Origin of the sequence: Burkholderia sp. Bp9140, from assembly GCF_003853425.1 — a bacterium.
In the GTDB taxonomy this organism is placed as follows: domain Bacteria; phylum Pseudomonadota; class Gammaproteobacteria; order Burkholderiales; family Burkholderiaceae; genus Burkholderia.
The window spans coordinates 64,496-84,593 of sequence record NZ_QTPQ01000013.1 but is presented as its reverse complement, the minus strand read 5'-3'; the positions used below and the strand labels follow the sequence as shown (position 1 = coordinate 84,593).

Genomic DNA, 20,098 nt, shown 5'->3' with positions numbered 1-20,098 from the left:
ACCATGCCGTCCAGCACGTCCCCCGCCCTTTTCCCGACCCTTTATCTCGCTTCGCAAAGCCCGCGCCGCCAGGAGCTGCTGCAGCAGATCGGCGTGCGCTTCGAATTGCTGCTGCCGCGCGCCGACGAGGACGCCGAGGCGCTCGAAGCCGAACTGCCCGGCGAAGCCGCCGACGCGTACGTGCAGCGCGTGACCGTCGCGAAGGCCGAGGCCGCGCGTGCGCGCCTCGTCGCGAGCGGCAAGCCGGCCGCGCCGGTGCTCGTTGCGGACACCACCGTGACGATCGACGGTGCGATCCTCGGCAAGCCGGCCGATGCCGACGACGCGCTCGCGATGCTGACCCGCCTCGCAGGCCGCGCACACGAGGTGCTGACCGCCGTCGCCGTGATCGGCGCCGACGGCGAACTGCTGCCGCCCGCGCTGTCGCGTTCGTCGGTGCGCTTCGCGGCCGCGCCGCGCGACGCGTTCGAGCGTTACATCGAAACCCGCGAGCCGTTCGGCAAGGCGGGCGCATACGCGATCCAGGGACGCGCGGCCGAATTCATCGAGCGAATCGACGGTTCCCATTCAGGTATCATGGGTCTGCCCCTTTTTGAGACTGCTGCGCTGCTGCGCACCGCGCGCGTCGCCTTCTGAATCCCACCATGAACGAAGAAATCCTGATCAACCTCACGCCGCAGGAAACGCGGGTCGCACTCGTCCAGCAAGGCGCGGTGCAGGAGCTTCACGTCGAGCGCACGCTGTCGCGCGGGCGGGTCGGCAACATCTACCTCGGCAAGGTCGTGCGGGTGCTGCCCGGCATGCAGTCCGCGTTCATCGACATCGGTCTCGAGCGCGCGGCGTTCCTGCACGTCGCGGACATCTGGCATCCGCGCCTCGCCGGCGAGCCGCAGTCGGGCACGCCGCACCAACCGATCGAGAAGATCGTGTTCGAAGGCCAGACGCTGATGGTCCAGGTGATCAAGGATCCGATCGGCACGAAGGGCGCGCGGCTGTCGACGCAGGTCAGCATTGCGGGCCGCACGCTGGTCTACCTGCCGCAGGAGCCGCACATCGGCATCTCGCAGAAGATCGAGAGCGAGGCCGAGCGCGAGGCCGTGCGCGCGCGGCTGACCGCCGTGATCCCGCCGGACGAGAAAGGCGGCTACATCGTGCGCACGATCGCCGAGGACGCGACCTCCGACGAACTGGCCGGCGACGTCGCCTACCTGCGCAAGACCTGGGCGACCATCGTCGCGCAAGCGCAGCGGCTGCCGGCGACGAGCCTGCTGTACCAGGATCTCGATCTCGCGCAGCGCGTGCTGCGCGATTTCGCGAACGACGACACGACGCGCATCCAGGTCGATTCGCGCGAGACGTACCAGCGCCTCGCGGAATTCGCGGCCGAGTTCACGCCGGCGGTGAGCCCGAAACTGCATCACTACACCGGCGAGCGGCCGCTGTTCGACCTGTACAACATCGAGACGGAGATCCAGCGCGCGCTGTCGCGCCGCGTCGACCTGAAGTCGGGCGGCTACCTGATGATCGACCAGACCGAGGCGATGACGACGATCGACGTGAACACCGGCGGCTACGTCGGTGCGCGCAACTTCGACGACACGATCTTCAAGACCAACCTCGAGGCCGCGCATACGATCGCGCGACAGCTGCGGCTGCGCAACCTCGGCGGGATCATCATCATCGACTTCATCGACATGGAGAACGCCGAGCATCGCGACGCGGTGCTGTCGGAGCTGAAGAAGGCGCTGTCGCGCGACCGCACGCGCGTGACGGTCAACGGCTTCTCGCAGCTCGGGCTCGTCGAGATGACGCGCAAGCGCACGCGCGAATCGCTCGCGCACGTGCTGTGCGAACCGTGCCCGACCTGCCAGGGCAAGGGCCAGGTGAAGACGTCGCGCACCGTGTGCTACGACGTCCTGCGCGAGATCCTGCGCGAGTCGCGCCAGTTCAACCCGCGCGAATTCCGCGTGATCGCCGCGCAGCAGGTAATCGACCTGTTCCTCGACGAGGAGTCGCAGCATCTCGCGATGCTGATCGACTTCATCGGCAAGCCGGTGTCGCTGCAGGTCGAGTCGAACCTGAGCCAGGAGCAGTACGATATCGTGCTGATGTAGGGTAATCCGTGGCGATCTCCGAACAGGGAGATCGCCGCCAACCCTTGCCGCGGGCGTCGCGCAAAAATATCAGTCATCGCGCCGATCTTCGAAGGCTCGATCAACGTAAGCGAACACCCCTTGGCGGGCGAAGCACGGTCGCTTGAGTCCAACGTGGCTCACTGACCGTTTGACGCACCGCAGCAGTGCCAGTACAATTCGCGCCGCGGGGTGGAGCAGTCTGGCAGCTCGTCGGGCTCATAACCCGAAGGTCATAGGTTCAAATCCTATCCCCGCAACCAATATCGAAGCCCGCTTTGCGACAGCAAGCGGGCTTTTTGCATTTCGCCGATTCGTTTGTTCGTATCCCGCCGCTCAAAACGGGGAAAGCCGACGAGCGCGGTCAAGCCTGATGCCAAGGAGGAGATGTTCGATGCGCGTCTGAATCTTATCGACCGGGACCCGGAAAACCAGATCTCCCGGCGTGAGATCGACACGCCCATTGCACGCATGGCGATTCGTCCAACCTACGGCCCTCGTTGTTGTTCGACTAGTCGCCGACCTCGGCAAAGCCGAAGAGGCTCGCCATCCCTGTATCATTCGGTCATGCGTGCAATCAGCCGCCGGGCCAAGCCGCACCGCGAAAGCCAAGTCGATCCATTGTTTAACAACGGTTTCCTGATCGACCGCGCGACAACCCGATATCGCGACGGCGCAACGCATCACTTTTTCGCGCGGGCCCGGGCCGCACGGCACGTCGACATCGTGCCCGCACCCGCCGCCGCGCTATCCTGTCCCACCTCTCATTCACTCGTCACACACCATGAGCCAACGCCACAACCGCCGTCAGCGCAAGAAACTCCACATCGCCGAGTTCCAGGAACTCGCGTTCAACGCGACCGCGCACTACCGCGGCGAACTGTCCGACCTCGAGCGCGGCCAGCTGATCGATGCGTTCATCGATTTCGTCGAAGCGAACGGGCTGCTGACCGTCGCGTCCGCCGACGAAGGGATCGGCGCGTACGTGATCTCCGGCGCGCCGCGCGGCACGACGACCGATGCCGACCGCGAGAACGTGCGCGCATGGCTCGCCGCCCGTCCGGAACTGACCGACGTCGAGGTCAGCGAATTCAGCGACGCGTGGTATCCGGACGCCTGACGCTCGGACTGCTCCGCCCCTCGGGCAGCACCCGCGCCTGGCCCGCCGTGATGGCGGGCCAGGCAGACGCCGCCGGCCCCCTGCACGCCCCCGCCCTTCCGCCTTCCCTTCCGCACCAATCACACGACGCGCATCGCGTCGATCGTGATTACCCCGACTCCGGCCGTGAATCGGACGCTTACTTCAATTTAACGATCATTAAAAGACGTCTCGCGTCGACGGACCTACTCTGATCGCACGAATCCGGTGATTTCCGGCACGATCGGCAAGCAAGACGAAAGAATGCAAACGATTCGTCCTGCATGCGCTCCGGGTTCCGACTCAGGCGAAGACGCGACACGGCGACAGGTCAATCAGGGAGACGACAACGACGCGCCCGCCGCTTCACTTCCGCAGCGACGACACGTCGGCGCACACGAAGGCCGCCTGATCCATTTCCATAATCGAGACGAGGACGACATGAACACGCCCACCTTTCATCAGGCAGGACTCCGAATGATCATGATCGCGGCAGGCGTTGCGGCGCTGATGTCGCTGTCCGCGTGCGGCGGCTCGGGCACGCTGAGCCAGGGCACCGGCGGCTCCGGATCGGGGTCCGGCGACACGACGGCGTCGACCGTCGGCACCGGCAACGGCGCCGACGGCACATCGGCCAATGGCGTCGGTCAGACAACGGCTGCGTCGAGCAACATCGTGACGGCCGGCGGCGGCGCCATATCGGGCGTCGGCACGACGATCGCGGCGCAGTCGCTGCCCGGCACGAACCCCGCGACGACACAGGGGCTCGGCGCGGTCGTGCAGGATGTCGGCGCGGCCGTCACGACGCTCGGCACCGGCCTCGGCTCGGGCCTCGGCCAGCTCGGCGCGACGTCGAATCCGGTCGGCACGACGGTCGCGAGCACGGGGGGCGTGGTTGCGAATCTCGGCGAAGCCGTCGCCGCGACGGGCGAGGTCGTGTCGAGCCTCGGCGCCAGCGGTTCGGCGCTGGCGCCGCTCGCGCCCGTCACGTCGCCCGTCGGCGGCGCCGTGACGTCGCTCGGCAACACGATCGCGGGCGCCGGTGCGACGCTCGGCACGCAACTGTCGACCGGCCCGGTCGCCCAGGTGACGGGCGCGGCCAGCTCGGCGATCACGCCGATCACGACGACGGTCGGTTCGGTCACGCAGACGGTCGCGGCGAGCACGCCGCTCGGCGCGCCGCTGACGAACCTCGTGACGACCGTCGGCAACGGCGTCGCGAACGCCGGCACGACGCTCGCGAAGACCGGCGGCAATCCGGTCACGACCGGCGTCGGCAACGTCGTGACCGCGACCGGCAACACGGTCGCGACCGCGGGCACGGCGCTGCTCGGCGGCGGCGGCGCCGCGACGAATCCGCTCGCACCGGTGACGGGGCTCCTGTCGACGGGTGCGCTCGGCGGCACGACGGGCGGCAGCAACCCGGCAGGCGCGCTCACGTCGGCGGTCGGCGGCCTGACGGGCGGCAGCGGCACCGGCGCGCTGTCGAAGACCGGCGGCGGCCTGCTCGCTCCGGTGACGACGACGCTCGGCGCGCTGGCCAAGTAACGCCACGCCGGCCACCCGTGCGGCGCCCGTCCCGTCGTCGACGGTCGGGCGCCGCGCGCGTTGCGGCACCCGATGCCGCCCGCCCCGCGACCGATCGCCGCACTTTCCCCGCCATCCCGCTCCCGATCCCTCCGCGGAAATCGGTCCTGAAAGGAAGACACGTTAAACTCTCACCTCGCGTGGTGCGCCGCCCGCACCCGCCATCCATCGCCAGCCGCGAGCCTCCGGGCCCGCCCCCGACCCATGGAGTGAGTGTCAATGAGCGGCGGACTTCCGTTTCCCGCATCCCGCATGTCGTTCCCGTCCTCGACGGTCTTCCTCATTCTCGCAGCCGCCGCGCTGCTGTCCGGCTGCGGGCTGCTGCCGACCCAGAATCCGCCCGCACCGATCAGCGAGGCGCTCGTCGAGCCCGTCGAGGAAACCGCCGGCGAACCGCTGACGATGCCGCCCGTGCCGCCGCTCGTGCAGCCGGAGGAACCGGAAGCGCCGAAAAAGCCGCACCGCGAGGTGACACGGCCGAAGCCGGTGCAGCGCCCCGAATCGCCGACGCCGCCGCCTCCGCCGCCGGCCCCGCTCGTCGCGACCCGCACGCTCGAGCGCACCCAGATCCATGCACTGCTCGACAGCGAAGTCGCGCGCCGCAACGGCAAGGTGATCGGCCGCGCGGTCGACATGGTGGCCGACGCGAGCGGCAAGCCGCGCGAGATGATCGTCAACCTGCAGGGCTTCATGGGCGTCGGCGACCGCAAGGTCATCTTCCCGTGGAGCGTGTTCCGCTTCACGCCGGGCGGCAAGCAGGAGCCGATCGTGCTCGACGTGCCGTCGGGCGACCTGCCGCCTGCCGCGCGGCCCAAGGCCGTGCCGCTGTCGGGGTCGGCCGCGGCGTCGCCCGCCACGCGGCTGCCGATGCTCGACAGCGACGTCGAGCGCCCGAACGGCACGAAGATCGGGCGCGTCGTCGACGTGCTGATCGATCGCGCCGCGCAGCCACAAGCCGTCGTGCTCGATCTCGGCGGGCTCGTGAACACCGACCGCCGCTCGATCGCCGCGAGTTGGGGCGCGCTGCGCTTCGTCACGCGCGACAAGGCGCTGCATCCGCAGCTCGACCTGAACGATGCGCAGATCAAGGCGTCGCCGCCCTACGCGGCCGACAAGCCGATCGTCGCGGTCTCGCCGCCGGCCACTGCCGCCGCGCCGGCTTCGTCTGCGAGTGCCGCCCGATGACGATCAAGCATTCCGTCAGCGTTCGCAGTCTCCGGGCCCTCGACTGGCTCAACTTTTTCGTTGCAAACGTTCAAACCGGGTTCGGTCCGTTCATCGCGTCCTACCTCGCGTCGCACAAATGGACGCAGGGCGAGATCGGCATGGTGCTGTCGATCGGCACGATCAGCGCGATGGTCAGCCAGGTGCCGGGCGGCGCCGCCGTCGACGCGCTGAAGAACAAGAAAGGCGCGGCCGCATGGGCGATCGCGGCCATCATCCTGTCCGCGGTGCTGCTCGCGTCGAGCCCGACGATCGTGCCGGTGATCGCGGCCGAAGTGTTCCACGGCTTCGCGAGCTGCATGCTCGTGCCAGCGATGGCCGCGATCTCGTTCTCGCTGGTCGGCCGCGCCGACCTCGGCGACCGGCTCGGCCGCAATGCGCGCTGGGCGTCGATCGGCAGCGCGGTCGCGGCGGGCCTGATGGGGCTCACCGGCGAGTATTTCTCCGCGCGCGCGGTGTTCTGGCTGACCGCGGTGCTGGCGTTGCCCGCGCTGTTCGCGCTCGCGATGATCCAGCCGACGCACGAGGTGATCCCGCATGCGTCGACGCCCGACGATCACGACGAAGGCGAGGAGCGCGAGACGCTGCTCGAGCTGCTGCGCGATCGCCGGATGCTGATCTTCGCGGCATGCGTGGTGTTGTTCCACCTGTCGAACGCGGCGATGCTCAACCTCGCGGCGGGCGAAGTGACGGCCGGGATGGGCGAGAACGTGCAGCTCGTGATCGCCGCGTGCATCATCGTGCCGCAGGCCATCGTCGCGATGCTGTCGCCGTGGGTCGGCCGCTCCGCGCAACGCTGGGGACGCCGGCCGATCCTGCTGCTCGGCTTCTCCGCGCTGCCGGTGCGCGCGCTGCTGTTCGCCGGCGTGAGCAGCCCGTACCTGCTGGTACCGGTGCAGATGCTCGACGGCATCAGCGCGGCCGTGTTCGGCGTGATGCTGCCGCTGATCGCGGCTGACGTCGCGGGCGGCAAGGGCCGCTACAACCTGTGCATCGGGCTGTTCGGGCTCGCGGCCGGGATCGGCGCGACACTCAGCACGGCCGTGGCCGGCTATGTCGCCGATCACTTCGGCAACGCGATCAGCTTCTTCGGGCTCGCCGCGGCCGGCGCGCTCGCGGCGCTGCTGGTCTGGCTCGCGATGCCCGAGACGCGCGTCGAAAACGGCGATGCGACCACCGGCGAGCCGGCCGCCGCATCGTCCGAACAGGCGCACTGACGCGCTCGCACCGCACCCGATTCCAGGCCCGACACGATGGATACGATCAGGACACTCAACGAGGCCCGCCAGCAGATCCAGCAGTCGATCTTCGATCTGTTCAAGGGGCTGACCTTCGGTGAACGGCTCACGCAAGGCACGTTGATGGCGCTGCAGGCCGTCTGCGGCGCGTGCCTCGCGTACGCGATCGGCCGTGCGCTGCACACCGAGCAGGCGGTGTGGGCGGCGATCACCGCGATCGCCGTCACGCAGCACAACTATTCGGACACGATGTCGCTGTCGCGCGACCAGTTCATCGGCGCGATGATCGGCGGCCTGGTCGGCTTCGCGGGCGCAGCGCTCGGCGGCGACCGCCTCGTCGCCTATGCGCTTGCGGTCGCGATCACGATCGTCGGCTGCTGGTGCCTGAACGTCGGCAGCGCGGCACGGCTCGGCGGCGTGACCGCGACGATCGTGCTGCTGTTTCCGGGCAACGGCCCGCTATGGGACATTCCGCTGATGCGGCTCGGGGAAGTTGCGCTCGGCACCGTCTGCGCGCTGGCCGTGTGCTGGGCGATGTCGCGGATCGAGCGGCGCTGGTTCCGCCGGGCGGCGGACCAGAAGAAGTGACGCGGCTGCCGGGACGCACGGCCCCGGCAGCCGGATGAATCGATGATCGGCGGGAAACGCTACGGGCCGACCCGCAGCACGATGCCCGAGCCGATCTGCACGAGCAGATAGTCGCCGCCGACGCCGATCCAGTGATAGCCGCGCGGCGGCGGGCTCAGGTGATAGCCGCGCCAGTCGTCGACCACGTACTGGCGATCGCGGAATTCGTTCGGGAGCCGGTCGCCCTTGTGCCAGTCGCGACGCGGCTGATCGGCCCAGCGCGACGGTACGTCGTCGTCGCGATGCATCGCCTGGCCGGGCGGCATGTGCTTCGGGCCGTGGCCGCGCTGCATGCCGCGGTCACCGTGATTGCCGTGGTTGTCGTCGTTGCCGTGCCCCTGCGCCATCGCGGCAGGTGCCGCGACACCCGCCGCGATCAGCGCGGCCAGCATCATCCCGTGCATCTTCCTCATCGTTCTTTCCTCCGTGTCGTCACGTCGAATCGGAAACAACTGGACCTGCCCGGTCAAGACTAGCACACCCGCACGACCCGCCGTCACGCCGCCTGCTGCTGGTACTGGATCCGGTGCAGGTGCGCGTACAGTCCGCCATGGCGCAGCAGTTCGTCGTGGCTGCCCGTTTCGACGATCTTGCCGGCCTCGAGGACGAGGATCCGGTCCGCACGCTCGATCGTCGACAGCCGGTGCGCGATCACGAGCGTCGTGCGCCCTTCCATCAGCCGCTCGAGCGCGGCCTGCACGTGGCGCTCGGATTCCGAATCGAGCGCGGAGGTCGCCTCGTCGAGGATCAGGATCGGCGCGTCCTTGTAGATCGCGCGCGCGATCGCGAGCCGCTGCCGCTGGCCGCCCGACAGACGCATCCCGTTGCCGCCGACCAGCGTGTCGAGCCCGTCTGGCATCGCGGCGACCGCGTCGGCGAGGTTCGCGGCCTCGAGCGCCGCCTGCACGCGTGCGCGATCGGGCGTCTGGCCGTACGCGACGTTCGCGGCGATCGTGTCGTTGAACAGCACGACGTCCTGGCTGACCATCGCCATCTGGCCGCGCAGCGCGTGGATGTCGTAGTCGGCCACCGGCACGCCGTCGACCAGGATCGCGCCGCCCGTCGGATCGAAGAAGCGCGGCAGGAGGTTCACGAGGGTCGTCTTGCCGCTGCCCGACGGCCCCGCGAGCGCGATCATCTCGCCCGGCGCGACCTTGAACGAAATGCGGTCGAGCGTCGGCCGCTCGGATGCGCCGTAGTCGAACGACACGTCGCGGAATTCGATCTCGCCGCGCGCGTGCGGCAGCGCGCGGCCGCCGCCCTGCGGCTCGGCCGGCTCGTCGATCAGCCCGAAGATCAGTTCGGCGGCCGTCATCCCGCGCTGCAGCGGCTGGTTGACGTCGATCAGGTGCTTGAGCGGCGAAATCACCAGCAGCATCGACGTGACGAATGCGACGAAGCCGCCGACCGTCGTCTGGTCGTTGGACGACTGCACGACCGCGATCGTGATCACGACCGCGAGCGCGATCGACGCGAGGAACTGCGTGAGCGGCTGCGCGAGCCCGCCCGAGATCGTCATGCGCATCGCGTAGCCGCGCAGGCGCTTGCTCATCGTCGTGAAGCGGTCCATCTCGTACGCCTCGCCGTTGTGCACCTTGACGACCTTGTAGCCGCCGACCGTCTCCTCGACGATGTACGACAGCTCGTTCGTCAGCGTCTGGTGCTCGCGGTTCAGGCGGCGCAGGCGGCGGCTGATCTTGCTGACGAGCCAGCCGATGCCCGGCAGGATCACCGCGACGATCAGCGTGAGCCGCCAGTTCAGGTAGAACAGGTAGCCGAGCAGGAACACGACGGTCAGCGAGTCGCGCACGAGCGTGACCATCACGCCCGTGAGCACCGACAGGATCTGGTTGACCTCGAACACGATCGCGTTGATCACGGTGCTCGCGGTCTCGCGCTGGAAGAACGACGCGCCCGTGTGGAGCATCCGCTGGAACATCTCGAGCCGCAGCTGCAGCAGGATGCGGTTCGACACGTAGTTGAGCAGGTAGTTGGACGTGTACTGCGACACGCCGCGCACGAGCGCGAGGCCGATCACCGCGATCGGCACGTACCATTTCGCGCGGTCGCTGCCGTGCGAGCCGAAGCCGTGGTCGAGCAGCGGCTTGAGCAGCGCAGGAATCCCGGCTTCCGTGGCCGCGACGACGCCCATCGTCATCACGGCGAGCAGCACGATGCCGATGAGCGGCCGGATATACGGCCACAGGCGCTTGAGGACCGTGACCGGCGACGTACCGGTGCCGTCCATCGGTTTGCGAAGAGTGTTCTGGGTTTCCAAGGCAATCCTTCTTGAGCCGCGACGCGGCGCCCGGGGCATGGCTGCCCGGGATGCGCCCCGTCCGGCGGGTGCCGAAAAAGGCCCAACATTATAGCTGCACCGCCCCCGCCGGCACGGCCGTTGCCGAAGCGGCCGCCGGCCGGCGCGCGGGTATACTGCCGCTCACCGTTTTCTCCGCCTTTTCGACGATTTCATGGCAGAACCCACCCTCGGCGTCGCCCTCATCGCCCTCAACGCGGCCGCGCGGCTCGCGCAGTGCCTCGACGCGCTGACCTTCGCCAACGACGTCGTCGTGATCGACGGCGGCAGCACCGACGATACCGTCGCGATCGCCCGCGCGCACGGCGCCCGCGTGATCGTCGAGCGCGACTGGCCCGGCTTCGGCCCGCAGAAGAACCGCGCGCTCGACGCGCTCGACACCGACTGGATCCTGTCGCTCGACACCGACGAGGTGGTCAGCCCGGAACTCGCGCAGTCGATCCGCGCGGCCATCCGCACGCCGGCCGCGCAGGTCTACGCGCTCGACCGGCTGTCGAGCTTCTGCGGCCAGTGGATCCGCCACAGCGGCTGGTATCCGGACTGGGTGCCACGCCTGTTCCGGCGCGGCAGCGCGCGCTTTTCCGACGACCTGGTGCACGAACGGCTCGTGTTCGACACGCCCGCGCAGCGGCTGCCGGGCAAGCTGATGCATTATTCGTACGAGGATTTCGAAACCGTCGTGCGCAAGCTCGATGCATATTCGACGGCCGGCGCGCGCCAGCGCCGCGCGGCCGGCCAGCACGGCGGCTTCGGCAAGGCGCTCGCGCGCGGCGCATGGGCGTTCGTCAGGACCTACGTGCTGCGACGCGGGTTTCTCGACGGCCGGGCGGGCTTCATGATCGCCGTGTTCAACGCGGAAACGGTGTACTACCGGTTCCTGAAGCTCGGCCACGAAGCGGCCCGCTGAGCACGCCCCGCCCTGCCTCCCCCCTGACGCCGCCGGCATGCGGCCGGCCCGGCGTTACAATGCCGGGCTGCCCGCGTGCCATGCGCGCCCGAGCGCGGCGCCGCGCCACGCGCCACCGACACGACGACCACCGAATCCGACCGCCATGTTCTCCATCATCATCCCGACCTGGAACAACCTGCCGTACCTCAAGCTCGTCGTCGACAGCCTGCGCCGTCATTCGGCGTACGACCACCAGATCATCGTGCACGTGAACGACGGCTCGGACGGCACGCTCGACTGGGTGCGCAGCGAAGGCATCGAGCACACCGCGTCGCCGGCCAACATCGGCATCTGCCACGCGGTGAACCTGGCCGCCGCGCGCGCGACGCGCGACTACGTCGTCTACATGAACGACGACATGTACTGCTGCCCCGGCTGGGACGCGGCGCTCGCGCGGCGCATCGAGCAGATGCCGACCGACCTGTTCATGCTGTCCGGCACGATGGTCGAGCCGGTCGACACGCGCAACCCCTGCGTCGTCGTCAGCAATTTCGGCCGCGACGCCGAACAGTTCGACGCGGCCGGCCTCGTCGCGGCCACGCCGCGGCTCGCGCGCGCGGACTGGCTCGGCTCGACCTGGCCGCCGACGCTCGTGCACCGCGACTGGTGGAACCGCATCGGCGGCTACAGCAGCGAGCTGTCGCCGGGGATGAGCAGCGACAACGACTTCTCGATGAAATTCTGGGACGCCGGCTGCCGGATCTTCCTTGGCGTCGGCGACAGCCTCGTCTACCACTTCCAGCAGAAGAGCACCGGCAAGATCGTCAAGAACGACGGCCGCCGCCAGTTCCTCAACAAATGGGGCATGACGCAGGCCACGTTCGACCGCTATTACCTGCATCGCGGCGAACCGGCCGGCTCGCGCGTCGCGCTCGACACGCCGGCCGTCGAAGGGCGCCTGAAGCGCGCGCTGCTGCGCTCGCGGATCAAGCGCGCATTCAGCTGATCAGACCCCGGAAACGACGCGGAAACGGACGCCGCTTCGCGTATACTGCGCGCTTCGTCCCGGGCACTGCCGCCGCGGGGCGCGCGGCGCGCAGCACGGTGCCCGCATGCCGCATTCGTCCATTCGACAGGTTCCGATGCTTTCGTTTTCCGCTCCCGCCACGCGGCGCCTGACCGCCGCCCGCGCCTTCGCCGTCATCGCGCTCTGCATGGTGCCCGTCTCGACCGCGCTGACCAACGTGTTCTGCGGGCTGTTCGCGGCCGCGCTCGTGATCTCCCCCGAATTCTGGCGCGACCTGCGCTCGTTCGTCACCGAACCGGCATCGCTCGCCGCGCTGCTGATCCTCGCGGCGCTGGCCGCGAGCGTCGCCTATACGGTCGCGCCGCACCCGAAGGCGTGGAACTGGGTCGCCAAGTACGACAAGCTGCTGCTGCTGCCGTTTGCCGTACTCGCCTTCCGCCATTCGAACTGGGCGCCGATCGTGCGGCGCGCGTGGTTCGGCACGCTGTGCGTGATCCTGCTGCTGTCGACCACCAACTATCTCGGCCTGACCGCGATCGGGCCCGCGCATGCGACCGATCTGCCGCTGTCGCGCGCGTGGGTGTTCAAGAACCACATCGCGGCCGGCATGTTCGGCGCGCTGCTGTTCTATCAGGCCGCCGACCTCGCGCTGTCGGCCCGCACAGCGCTGTCGCGCGCCGCGTATGCAGCCGTCGCCGCGTGGTCGCTGATCAACGTGTTCGTGATGCTGCAGGGGCGCACCGGACAGCTCATCGCGCTGCTGCTGATCCTCGTCGTCGCGGTGCGTTTCGTGCTGCTGCTGCGCCGCCGGTCGGCATTGCGCGCGGGGCTCGCCGCCGGAGCGCTGGTCCTGGCCGGCGTCGCGCTCGTCGTCGCCGCGTGCACGGTGCACGACGGCCGCCTCGTGAAGGTCGTGACGGAAGTGCAGCAGTATCGGCAGACCGATGCGGCCACGTCGACCGGGCTGCGTCTCGAGTGGTACAAGAAGGGGCTCGAGCTGTACCGCCAGCGCCCCGTGATCGGCTACGGCTCGGGCGGTCTCGAGTTCGAGTTCCAGAAGCTCACGGCGGGCAAGACGGCCGCCGAAGGTCAACTCACGTCGAACCCGCATAACGAATACCTGCTGATGGCCGTACAGCTCGGCACGCTCGGCGTACTGCTGTTCCTGAACCTGATCGTGCAGATCGCGCGCGGCAGCCGCACGCTCGACCCGCGTTCGCAGCACTTGCTGCTCGCGTGGCTCGCGATCTTCGCGATCGGCAGCCTTGCGAATTCGCTGCTGCTCGATTTCGCCGAAGGTCACCTGCTGGTGCTGCTCGCCGGCATCCTGCTCGGCTGCGCCGAGCGCGGCGAAGCGCTGCCGCGCGAGACGTCGGCGATCCGGCGCAGCGCGTAACCCGCTCCGCCTCGCACCGGACCGGCGCGGGGCGCGGCCGGATCGGCTCGATGGCGACACACGCGCGGCCGCGCGCCATCGACGCGACGCGTCGCCACGCTCCGCTTGTCTAATCAGGAAACGCCGGCTTTCGCGCGTCAGTCCGAGCGCGCGCGATGCAGCCGCGACGTGTCGACGACCGTGTCGGCGGCGCCCGGCGGATTCAGCCCGAGCATCTCCGCCGCCGCCGCCTTCACACGCTGCGTGCCAAGATTGACGAGGCAGTCGCTATGGCTGTCGACGTGGCGCTCGCAGCCCTCGTGCCGGCACGGCACGCAATCGCCCTCACCCTGCAGCAGCCACACGTTGCCGTGCCGCGCGGAGCCGCGCAGCGCCCACGGGTTTTCGGTCGGCGGCCAGTGCTGCGGCCACGGCCCCCAGCGCACCGGGTCGGACGGACCGAACAGCGCGATCGTGTCGGTGCCCGTCGCGGCCGCGACGTGCGTCGCGCCCGTATCGGGCCCGATGAACAGCCGCGCGCGCCGCACCAGCTCCGCACTTTCGCCAAACGTCAGACGGCCGACCAGGTTCAGCACGTCGCCGCCCGCCTCGGCCGCGACCTGCTCCGCGTACTCGCACTCGCGATCGGCCGGGCCGCCCGACAGCGCGATCGCGAACCCCTGCGCGCGCAGCCATTCGATCATCTCGACCCAGCCTTCAAGCCGCCATTGCTTGTAGCGGAACATCGGATACGGATGCAGCACGACGAGCGGCTTGCCGTCGCGGATGGCCGGCGACTCCGCGAGCCACGCGTCGAATCGCGCGCGCCGCGCGGGATCGTCGCCGATGCCCGGCGCGACGACCTCGGACACCGGCTCGATGCCGATCACCGGCGCGAGCGCCAGCGTGCTGACGACCGTATGCGCGGACTCGTGGTGATTGATCGCAATGCCGTTCAGCATCATCCGCGTAAGCAGCGTGACACGGTTCGGATCGACGAGGCCGACACGCTTGCGGCCGGCGAACCAGCTATAGAAGCGCGGCCGGTCGGAGCTCAGTGCCGCGCACGCGAGATCGTAGCGGCGCCACATCGACAGCGCATCGCGCAGCCGCTCCGGGAACCCGGCGCGCTGCGCGACGACGATCACGCGCCGCACGTCGGGGTTGTGCTCCAGCACGCCCTCGGTGCCGCGAAACACCAGCATGTCGATCTGTGCATCGGGCCAGCGCGCCTTCAGCGAACGCACGAGCGGCGTCGTCAGCAGCACGTCGCCGATGCGGCGCGGTGCGGCGACGAGGATGGTTCTGGGCGGGCGGGCGGAAGAAAACAGGGCCACGGCGATCGTTCCGTCTAGCTGGCTGGACAAGGCTCGCAATGTACAGGATTTTGCGGCCGATGGCGTGGCGCCGGGGCGCGGGCTTCGGGTGTGGGTGGCACGTCTCGGCGGCGGCCGGTAGCCGGTGCCGCCCTTTGCGGCAACGCGGCAACGACGCGACGCTCGCGACGCGGCCTGCGGCCTCTGCTTCTCCTTGCGCGCGTTTGCTCCCGCTTGCCCGTCCAATGGCAGTGCCGGCAATGCCGGCGCCGCCCGCGTTCCGGGCCGCTACGAAACGATCGCGCCAACCCCGGGTGCCGCGAGCGTGATACCCGGCAGCGGCATCGCGGCGCTCGTCGCGTCGCCGGCCTGCCCGGCCGGCGTCAACAGATGCAGCACCGCGCGCTCGAGCGCGTCGACGCCGATCGCATCGACCGTCGCGCCGGCCCGCAGGATCACGTGCGGCACGCCGAGCGGATGCCAGCGCAGGTATTTCTCGGGACGGTCCTCGAACAGCCCGGCGACCGGCACGCCGAGCGCCGACGCGAGATGCACGGGGGCGCTGTCGGCCGACACGATCGCGTCGAGCAGGCTCGCGGCGGCCACCAGTTCGACCACCGACGATGGCGTGACGTGCCGGGCGTTCACGTCCCGCCACGCGTCGCCGTCGGTGTCGGCACCGGCCGACACGGCGGGGTCGCGGAACACGATCACATCGGCGACCGGCGCGAGCCGCCGGCCGAGGTCGCGCCAGCGATCGGCCGGCCAGCGCCGCTCGGCCGCCTTGTTCGAGACGAACAGCCCGACGCGCGGTTTCGTGCGCGGCCCGAGCAGCCGATACCACGTGTCCTGCAGCGCGCGGTCCGGGTGGACGGACAGCGCGAGACCGTCGAGACCGGTGCGGCCGAGTTCGGGCACGAGCCGGAATCCCGACAGCGCTTCATGGCATATCGGCCGCGACGCGACATGTTCGGGCTGGCGATCGTCGAATTCGGAATCGGCATCGTGCCAGCGGCAATCCTTCACGCCGAGCTGCCGCGCGAACTGGATGCTGCTGCAATGCATGCCGCCGTTCGGCACGACCACGAGATCGAACCGCAGGCGGCGCAGCCGGCGCACGAGCCGCAGCCGGTCGAAAAATGCGCGCATCCGTCCGGGGCGGTCGTTGCGCTCGCACTGACGGCTGTACACATACGTGTGGACCGTGTGCACGTCCGGGTTGCCGGCCAGCGCGGCCGCGTTGTAGCGGTTCGCGACCACGTGCAGTTCCGCGTCCGGCCAGCGCTGTTTCAGCGCGCCGAGGAAAGCGGTCGTGCACAGCATGTCGCCCAGAAAATCAATCCGGATCACGAGGATCCGCCGCGTCGGTTTCCCGTTGGCCATTGTCTTGGTCCAGCTATCGGCATTTTTATCGTCGCGTACCGACCGGCATCCTGGCGCCCCCGTCCGTGCCGGCCATGTCGCGTGGTCGCTCGCGGCACCGCGCTGCATGGCGCGCCGCGTGGAACCATCCCCGTTTTCAAGCGCGCGATGCCGCCTGGCCCGCGGACGGCGCCGCATCTGCGTCGTGCGCGACGGATTGTATAGCGTCCGGATGACAGTCCCAAGCATCCGCCAAAATGAAAACGGCCCGCCGCACCGCACGATGGCGATGCGACGGGCCGCGGATGCGACACCGTCAGGTGGGGACGCGGTCAGTACGTGATTTCGACGACGCTGCCGTCGAATGTCGCGCGCAGCTCCGCGAGCAGCGTGTCGCTCGGCTTCACGCGCCACGCGTCGCCAAGACGCATTTCGCCCTGCGCGCGCGCATTGCGGTAGTGAACCTGGACCGCGAGCCCGTTCGGCAGCGGTGCCTGCGGGCGACGGCCGCCGTCGCGCCCGCCGCCGCGCGGCGCGGGCGCCTCGACCGCGGGCGCGGCCGCCGGATCGTCCTTCGACACGTGCGGCTCGAGCACGCGGCGCAGCGCCGCCGCATCGGCATTACCGTTCATCGTGAGCCGCACCGCCTGCGCGTAGCGGCTGCGCGCGCGCTCGAGATCCATCACCGTGTCGGCCGTGAAGCGGATGCCGCCGGTGAACGCGTCGTTGCGCGCCTGCCCCTGCACGATCAGCAGCTCGTCTTCCTTGAACAGCGCCTTGTTCGCCTCGAACTGCTCGTTGAAGATCGTGATCTCGCACTGGCCCGAACCGTCGTCGAGCAATGCGATCAGCATCTTGCCGCGTTGGGTCATCTGCGTGCGCAGCGACGCGATGATGCCCGCGACGAGCTTGTCGCGCCCTTCCTTCAGGTCCCCGACCTTCTGCCGCACGAACCGGCGCACTTCGTCGCGATACGCGTCGAACAGGTGGCCTGACAGGTAGAAGCCGAGCGCGCCCTTCTCTTCCTGCAGGCGGCGCTTGTCGTCCCACGCGGGTTCGTCGACGAGCGCATGCGCGTGCGGCGACTCGGCCCCCATGTCGAACAGGCCAGCCTGCATCGCGTTCGCCGCGGCCTGCTCGGCCGCTTCCATCGCGAGCGGCACCGACGCGAGCATCTGCGCGCGGTTCGCGTTCAGCGAATCGAACGCGCCGGCGCGGATCAGCGCCTCGACCGTGCGGCGGTTGACGACGCGCCGGTCGATCCGCTCACAGAAGTCGAACAGGTCGCTGAACGGCTTTTCCTCGCGCGCACGCAGGATTTCCTCGATCGCGTTCTGGCCGCTGCCCTTCACTGCGCCGAGGCCGTAGCGGATCGTGCGCGAGCGCTTGCCGTCGGCTTCGGCGACCGGCTCGAACCGGTAATGCGACTGGTTGATGTCCGGCGGCAGCACCGCGAGGTTGTTCACGACGCAGTCGTCGAACAGGATCTTCACCTTGTCGGTGTCGTCCATCGCGAGCGTCATGTTGGCCGCCATGAATTCGGCCGGATGGTGCGCCTTCAGCCACGCGGTGAAATACGCGAGCAGTGCGTAGGCCGCCGCGTGCGACTTGTTGAAGCCGTAGCCCGCGAACTTCTCCATCAAGTCGAAGATCTCGTCGGACTTCTCGCGCGTGAGGCCGTTCTTCGCCGCACCCTCGGCGAAGATCTCGCGGTGCTTGGCCATCTCCTCGGGCTTCTTCTTGCCCATCGCGCGACGCAGCAAGTCGGCGCCGCCGAGCGAGTAGCCGCCGATGATCTGCGCCATCTGCATCACCTGCTCCTGATAGACCATGATGCCGTAGGTCTCTTTCAGGACGGGTTCGACGCGCGGATCCGGATAGTCGACCTTCTCGCGGCCGTGCTTCCGTGCGCAGAAGCTCGGGATCAGGTCCATCGGGCCCGGACGGTACAACGACACGAGCGCGATGATGTCCTCGAAGCGGTCGGGCTGCGCGTCCTTCAGCATGCCCTGCATCCCGCGGCTTTCCAGCTGGAACACGGCGACCGTGTTGGCCTTCTTCAGGATCTGGAACGATGCCGGATCGTCGAGCGGCACCTGCGCGAGCGACCAGTCGGCCTTCGACGCATCGAGGCGCCGGATGTAGCGCTCGGCCCAGTCGAGGATCGTCAGGGTCGTGAGACCCAGAAAGTCGAACTTCACGAGGCCGACGGCTTCGACGTCGTCCTTGTCGTACTGGCTGACGACGCCGCCGTCGTCGCCCTGCGTGTACAGCGGACAGAAATCGGTCAGCTTGCCGGGCGCGATCAGCACGCCGCCCGCGTGCATCCCGACGTTGCGTGTCAGGCCCTCGACGCGCTGCGCGAGGTCGAGCAGCTGGTGCACTTCGTCCTCGTGGTCGTAGCGCTCCTGCAGTTGCGGCTCTTCCTTCATCGCGTCGGCGATCGTCACGTGCTTGCCCGGCTTGAACGGGATCAGCTTCGCGACGCCGTCGGTGAACATGTAGCCGAGATCGAGCACGCGGCCGATGTCGCGCACGGCCGCCTTCGCGGCCATCGTGCCGAAGGTGGCGATCTGCGACACGGCGTCCGCGCCGTATTTCTCCTTCACGTACTGGATCACGCGATCGCGGCCGTGCTGGCAGAAGTCGATGTCGAAGTCGGGCATCGACACGCGCTCCGGATTCAGGAATCGCTCGAACAGCAGGTTGTAGCGCAGCGGGTCCAGATCGGTGATGCCGAGCGCGTACGCGACCAGCGAACCGGCACCCGAGCCGCGGCCCGGGCCGACCGGCACGCCGTTGTTCTTCGCCCAGTTGATGAAGTCGGCAACGATCAGGAAGTAGCCCGGGAAGCCCATCTTCGTGATGGTCCCGCACTCGAATTCGAGCCGCTTGTAGTACGTGTCGCGCTGCGCGTCACGCTCCGCGGCATCCGGATACAGCTGTTCGAGGCGCTTCTCGAGCCCTTCCTTCGACAGCTGGACCAGGTAGTCGTCGAGCGACATGCCGTCCGGCGTCGGGAACAGCGGCAGCTTCGGCTTGCCGAGCTCGAGCTTCAGGTTGCAGCGCTTCGCGATCTCGACCGTGTTCGCGATCGCCGACGGCAGGTCGGCGAACAGCGCGGCCATGTCGTCCTGCGTGCGGAAGTACTGGTCGGTCGTGAAGCGCTTCTGGCGCCGCGGATTCGCGAGCATGTCGCCTTCCGAGATGCACACGCGCGCTTCGTGCGCGGTGAAATCGTCGTCGGTCATGAACTGCGTCGGATGCGTCGCGACGACCGGCAGCTTCAGCGACGCGGCGAGCGTCGCAGCCTGCTGGATGTACGCCTCGGCGCCCGGCTGGCCGTAACGCTGCAGCTCGATGTAGAAACCGCCCGGGAACACCTTCGCCCAGCGCTCGGCATGACGGCGCGCGGCTTCCTCGTTGCCGGCCGCGAACGCGAGCCCGATATCGCCCTGCTGCGCGCCCGACAGCGCGAGCAGCCCTTGCGACAGTTCGCCGTCGAGCCAGCTCGCGTCGAGTTCCGCGCGGCCGCGGTACTGGTTCGTGAGCCACGCCTTCGACAGCAGCTCGCACAGGTTCAGGTAGCCGACCTTGTCCTTCACCAGCAGCAGCAGGCGCGACGGTTTGTCGCGATCGTCCGGATTGGTGATCCAGACGTCGCAGCCGGCGATCGGCTTGATGCCCTTGCCGCGGGCTTCCTGGTAGAAACGGACGAGGCCGAATGCGTTGCCAAGATCGGTGAGGGCGAGCGCGCCCTGGCCGTCTGCGGCCGCCGCCTGGACGATGTCGTCGAGACGCACGATGCCGTCGGCAATCGAGAATTCGGAGTGAACGCGAAGATGGACGAAGCGGGGATCTGACAT

General features: G+C 68.8%; 15 protein-coding genes and 1 tRNA gene. 11 read left to right on the top strand and 5 right to left on the bottom strand.

From position 1 onward, the window contains the following. The first annotated feature begins 3 nt into the window (after positions 1-3). The 8 genes from DIE21_RS13175 to DIE21_RS13140 all read left to right on the top strand — a co-directional run bounded on the left by DIE21_RS13175 (position 4) and on the right by DIE21_RS13140 (position 7,907). Positions 4-636: a nucleoside triphosphate pyrophosphatase gene (locus tag DIE21_RS13175; protein WP_124498128.1), complete on the top strand. Its 633-nt coding sequence runs from the start codon at positions 4-6 to the stop codon at positions 634-636. A gap of 8 nt (positions 637-644) precedes the next feature. Beyond that, positions 645-2,114, top strand: a complete 1,470-nt coding sequence (gene rng / locus DIE21_RS13170) for a ribonuclease G (protein ID WP_124498127.1) — start codon at positions 645-647, stop codon at positions 2,112-2,114. A 204-nt stretch (positions 2,115-2,318) separates the two neighbouring features. Then, positions 2,319-2,395 (top strand) — tRNA-Met (locus tag DIE21_RS13165). 521 nt (positions 2,396-2,916) lie between these two features. Then, positions 2,917-3,252, top strand: a complete 336-nt coding sequence (locus tag DIE21_RS13160; protein WP_124498126.1) for a YggL family protein — start codon at positions 2,917-2,919, stop codon at positions 3,250-3,252. A gap of 459 nt (positions 3,253-3,711) precedes the next feature. Beyond that, positions 3,712-4,818, top strand: a complete 1,107-nt coding sequence (locus tag DIE21_RS13155) for a collagen-like triple helix repeat-containing protein (RefSeq protein WP_124498125.1) — start codon at positions 3,712-3,714, stop codon at positions 4,816-4,818. Positions 4,819-5,076: 258 nt separating this feature from the next. Then, a complete protein-coding gene (locus DIE21_RS13150; protein ID WP_124498124.1) occupies positions 5,077-6,042 on the top strand; it encodes a PRC-barrel domain-containing protein in 966 nt (321 codons plus the stop codon). Beyond that, positions 6,039-7,298, top strand: a complete 1,260-nt coding sequence (locus DIE21_RS13145; protein ID WP_124498123.1) for an MFS transporter — start codon at positions 6,039-6,041, stop codon at positions 7,296-7,298. Before DIE21_RS13150 ends, DIE21_RS13145 begins: the two co-directional genes overlap by 4 nt. A gap of 36 nt (positions 7,299-7,334) precedes the next feature. After that, complete coding sequence (locus DIE21_RS13140) at positions 7,335-7,907, top strand: aromatic acid exporter family protein (RefSeq protein WP_124498122.1); 573 nt, start codon at positions 7,335-7,337, stop codon at positions 7,905-7,907. A 59-nt stretch (positions 7,908-7,966) separates the two neighbouring features. Here the strand turns inward: DIE21_RS13140 and DIE21_RS13135 are convergent, their stop codons facing one another. Further along, positions 7,967-8,359 carry an RcnB family protein gene (locus DIE21_RS13135; protein WP_124498121.1) on the bottom strand — a complete coding sequence of 131 codons (393 nt, stop codon included), beginning with the start codon at positions 8,357-8,359 and terminating at the stop codon, positions 7,967-7,969. An 83-nt stretch (positions 8,360-8,442) separates the two neighbouring features. Next, positions 8,443-10,194 carry a lipid A export permease/ATP-binding protein MsbA gene (gene msbA, locus DIE21_RS13130; RefSeq protein WP_260426649.1) on the bottom strand — a complete coding sequence of 584 codons (1,752 nt, stop codon included), beginning with the start codon at positions 10,192-10,194 and terminating at the stop codon, positions 8,443-8,445. A gap of 223 nt (positions 10,195-10,417) precedes the next feature. On the opposite strand from msbA, the gene DIE21_RS13125 reads away from it, so the two are divergent. The 3 genes from DIE21_RS13125 (at position 10,418) to DIE21_RS13115 (ending at position 13,575) form a co-directional block, all read left to right on the top strand. Then, entirely contained in the window at positions 10,418-11,170 is a 753-nt protein-coding gene (locus tag DIE21_RS13125) for a glycosyltransferase family 2 protein (protein WP_124498119.1), read from the top strand. Between the two features lie 145 nt (positions 11,171-11,315). After that, a complete protein-coding gene (locus DIE21_RS13120; RefSeq protein ID WP_124498118.1) occupies positions 11,316-12,158 on the top strand; it encodes a glycosyltransferase family 2 protein in 843 nt (280 codons plus the stop codon). Between the two features lie 136 nt (positions 12,159-12,294). After that, a complete protein-coding gene (locus DIE21_RS13115) occupies positions 12,295-13,575 on the top strand; it encodes an O-antigen ligase (protein ID WP_124498117.1) in 1,281 nt (426 codons plus the stop codon). 137 nt (positions 13,576-13,712) lie between these two features. Here the strand turns inward: DIE21_RS13115 and DIE21_RS13110 are convergent, their stop codons facing one another. The 3 genes from DIE21_RS13110 to dnaE all read right to left on the bottom strand — a co-directional run bounded on the left by DIE21_RS13110 (position 13,713) and on the right by dnaE (position 20,098). Further along, positions 13,713-14,891: a glycosyltransferase family 9 protein gene (locus DIE21_RS13110; RefSeq protein ID WP_124498116.1), complete on the bottom strand. Its 1,179-nt coding sequence runs from the start codon at positions 14,889-14,891 to the stop codon at positions 13,713-13,715. Positions 14,892-15,158: 267 nt separating this feature from the next. Continuing rightward, positions 15,159-16,253: a glycosyltransferase family 9 protein gene (locus tag DIE21_RS13105; protein ID WP_124498115.1), complete on the bottom strand. Its 1,095-nt coding sequence runs from the start codon at positions 16,251-16,253 to the stop codon at positions 15,159-15,161. 311 nt (positions 16,254-16,564) lie between these two features. After that, on the bottom strand, positions 16,565-20,098 hold the full coding sequence (dnaE, locus tag DIE21_RS13100) for a DNA polymerase III subunit alpha (protein WP_124498114.1): 3,534 nt from the start codon (positions 20,096-20,098) through the stop codon (positions 16,565-16,567).

Excerpts from the sequence above, each read along its gene's own strand:
- msbA (WP_260426649.1), bottom strand. The coding sequence starts at position 10,194 with ATGGACGGCACCGGTACGTCGCCGGTCACGGTCCTCAAGCGCCTGTGG.
- DIE21_RS13145 (WP_124498123.1), top strand. The coding sequence starts at position 6,039 with ATGACGATCAAGCATTCCGTCAGCGTTCGCAGTCTCCGGGCCCTCGAC.
- DIE21_RS13105 (WP_124498115.1), bottom strand. The coding sequence starts at position 16,253 with ATGGCCAACGGGAAACCGACGCGGCGGATCCTCGTGATCCGGATTGAT.
- DIE21_RS13140 (WP_124498122.1), top strand. The coding sequence starts at position 7,335 with ATGGATACGATCAGGACACTCAACGAGGCCCGCCAGCAGATCCAGCAG.
- DIE21_RS13150 (WP_124498124.1), top strand. The coding sequence starts at position 5,077 with ATGAGCGGCGGACTTCCGTTTCCCGCATCCCGCATGTCGTTCCCGTCC.
- DIE21_RS13115 (WP_124498117.1), top strand. The coding sequence starts at position 12,295 with ATGCTTTCGTTTTCCGCTCCCGCCACGCGGCGCCTGACCGCCGCCCGC.
- DIE21_RS13135 (WP_124498121.1), bottom strand. The coding sequence starts at position 8,359 with ATGAGGAAGATGCACGGGATGATGCTGGCCGCGCTGATCGCGGCGGGT.
- dnaE (WP_124498114.1), bottom strand. The coding sequence starts at position 20,098 with ATGTCAGATCCCCGCTTCGTCCATCTTCGCGTTCACTCCGAATTCTCG.
- DIE21_RS13155 (WP_124498125.1), top strand. The coding sequence starts at position 3,712 with ATGAACACGCCCACCTTTCATCAGGCAGGACTCCGAATGATCATGATC.
- DIE21_RS13175 (WP_124498128.1), top strand. The coding sequence starts at position 4 with ATGCCGTCCAGCACGTCCCCCGCCCTTTTCCCGACCCTTTATCTCGCT.
- DIE21_RS13160 (WP_124498126.1), top strand. The coding sequence starts at position 2,917 with ATGAGCCAACGCCACAACCGCCGTCAGCGCAAGAAACTCCACATCGCC.
- rng (WP_124498127.1), top strand. The coding sequence starts at position 645 with ATGAACGAAGAAATCCTGATCAACCTCACGCCGCAGGAAACGCGGGTC.
- DIE21_RS13120 (WP_124498118.1), top strand. The coding sequence starts at position 11,316 with ATGTTCTCCATCATCATCCCGACCTGGAACAACCTGCCGTACCTCAAG.
- DIE21_RS13125 (WP_124498119.1), top strand. The coding sequence starts at position 10,418 with ATGGCAGAACCCACCCTCGGCGTCGCCCTCATCGCCCTCAACGCGGCC.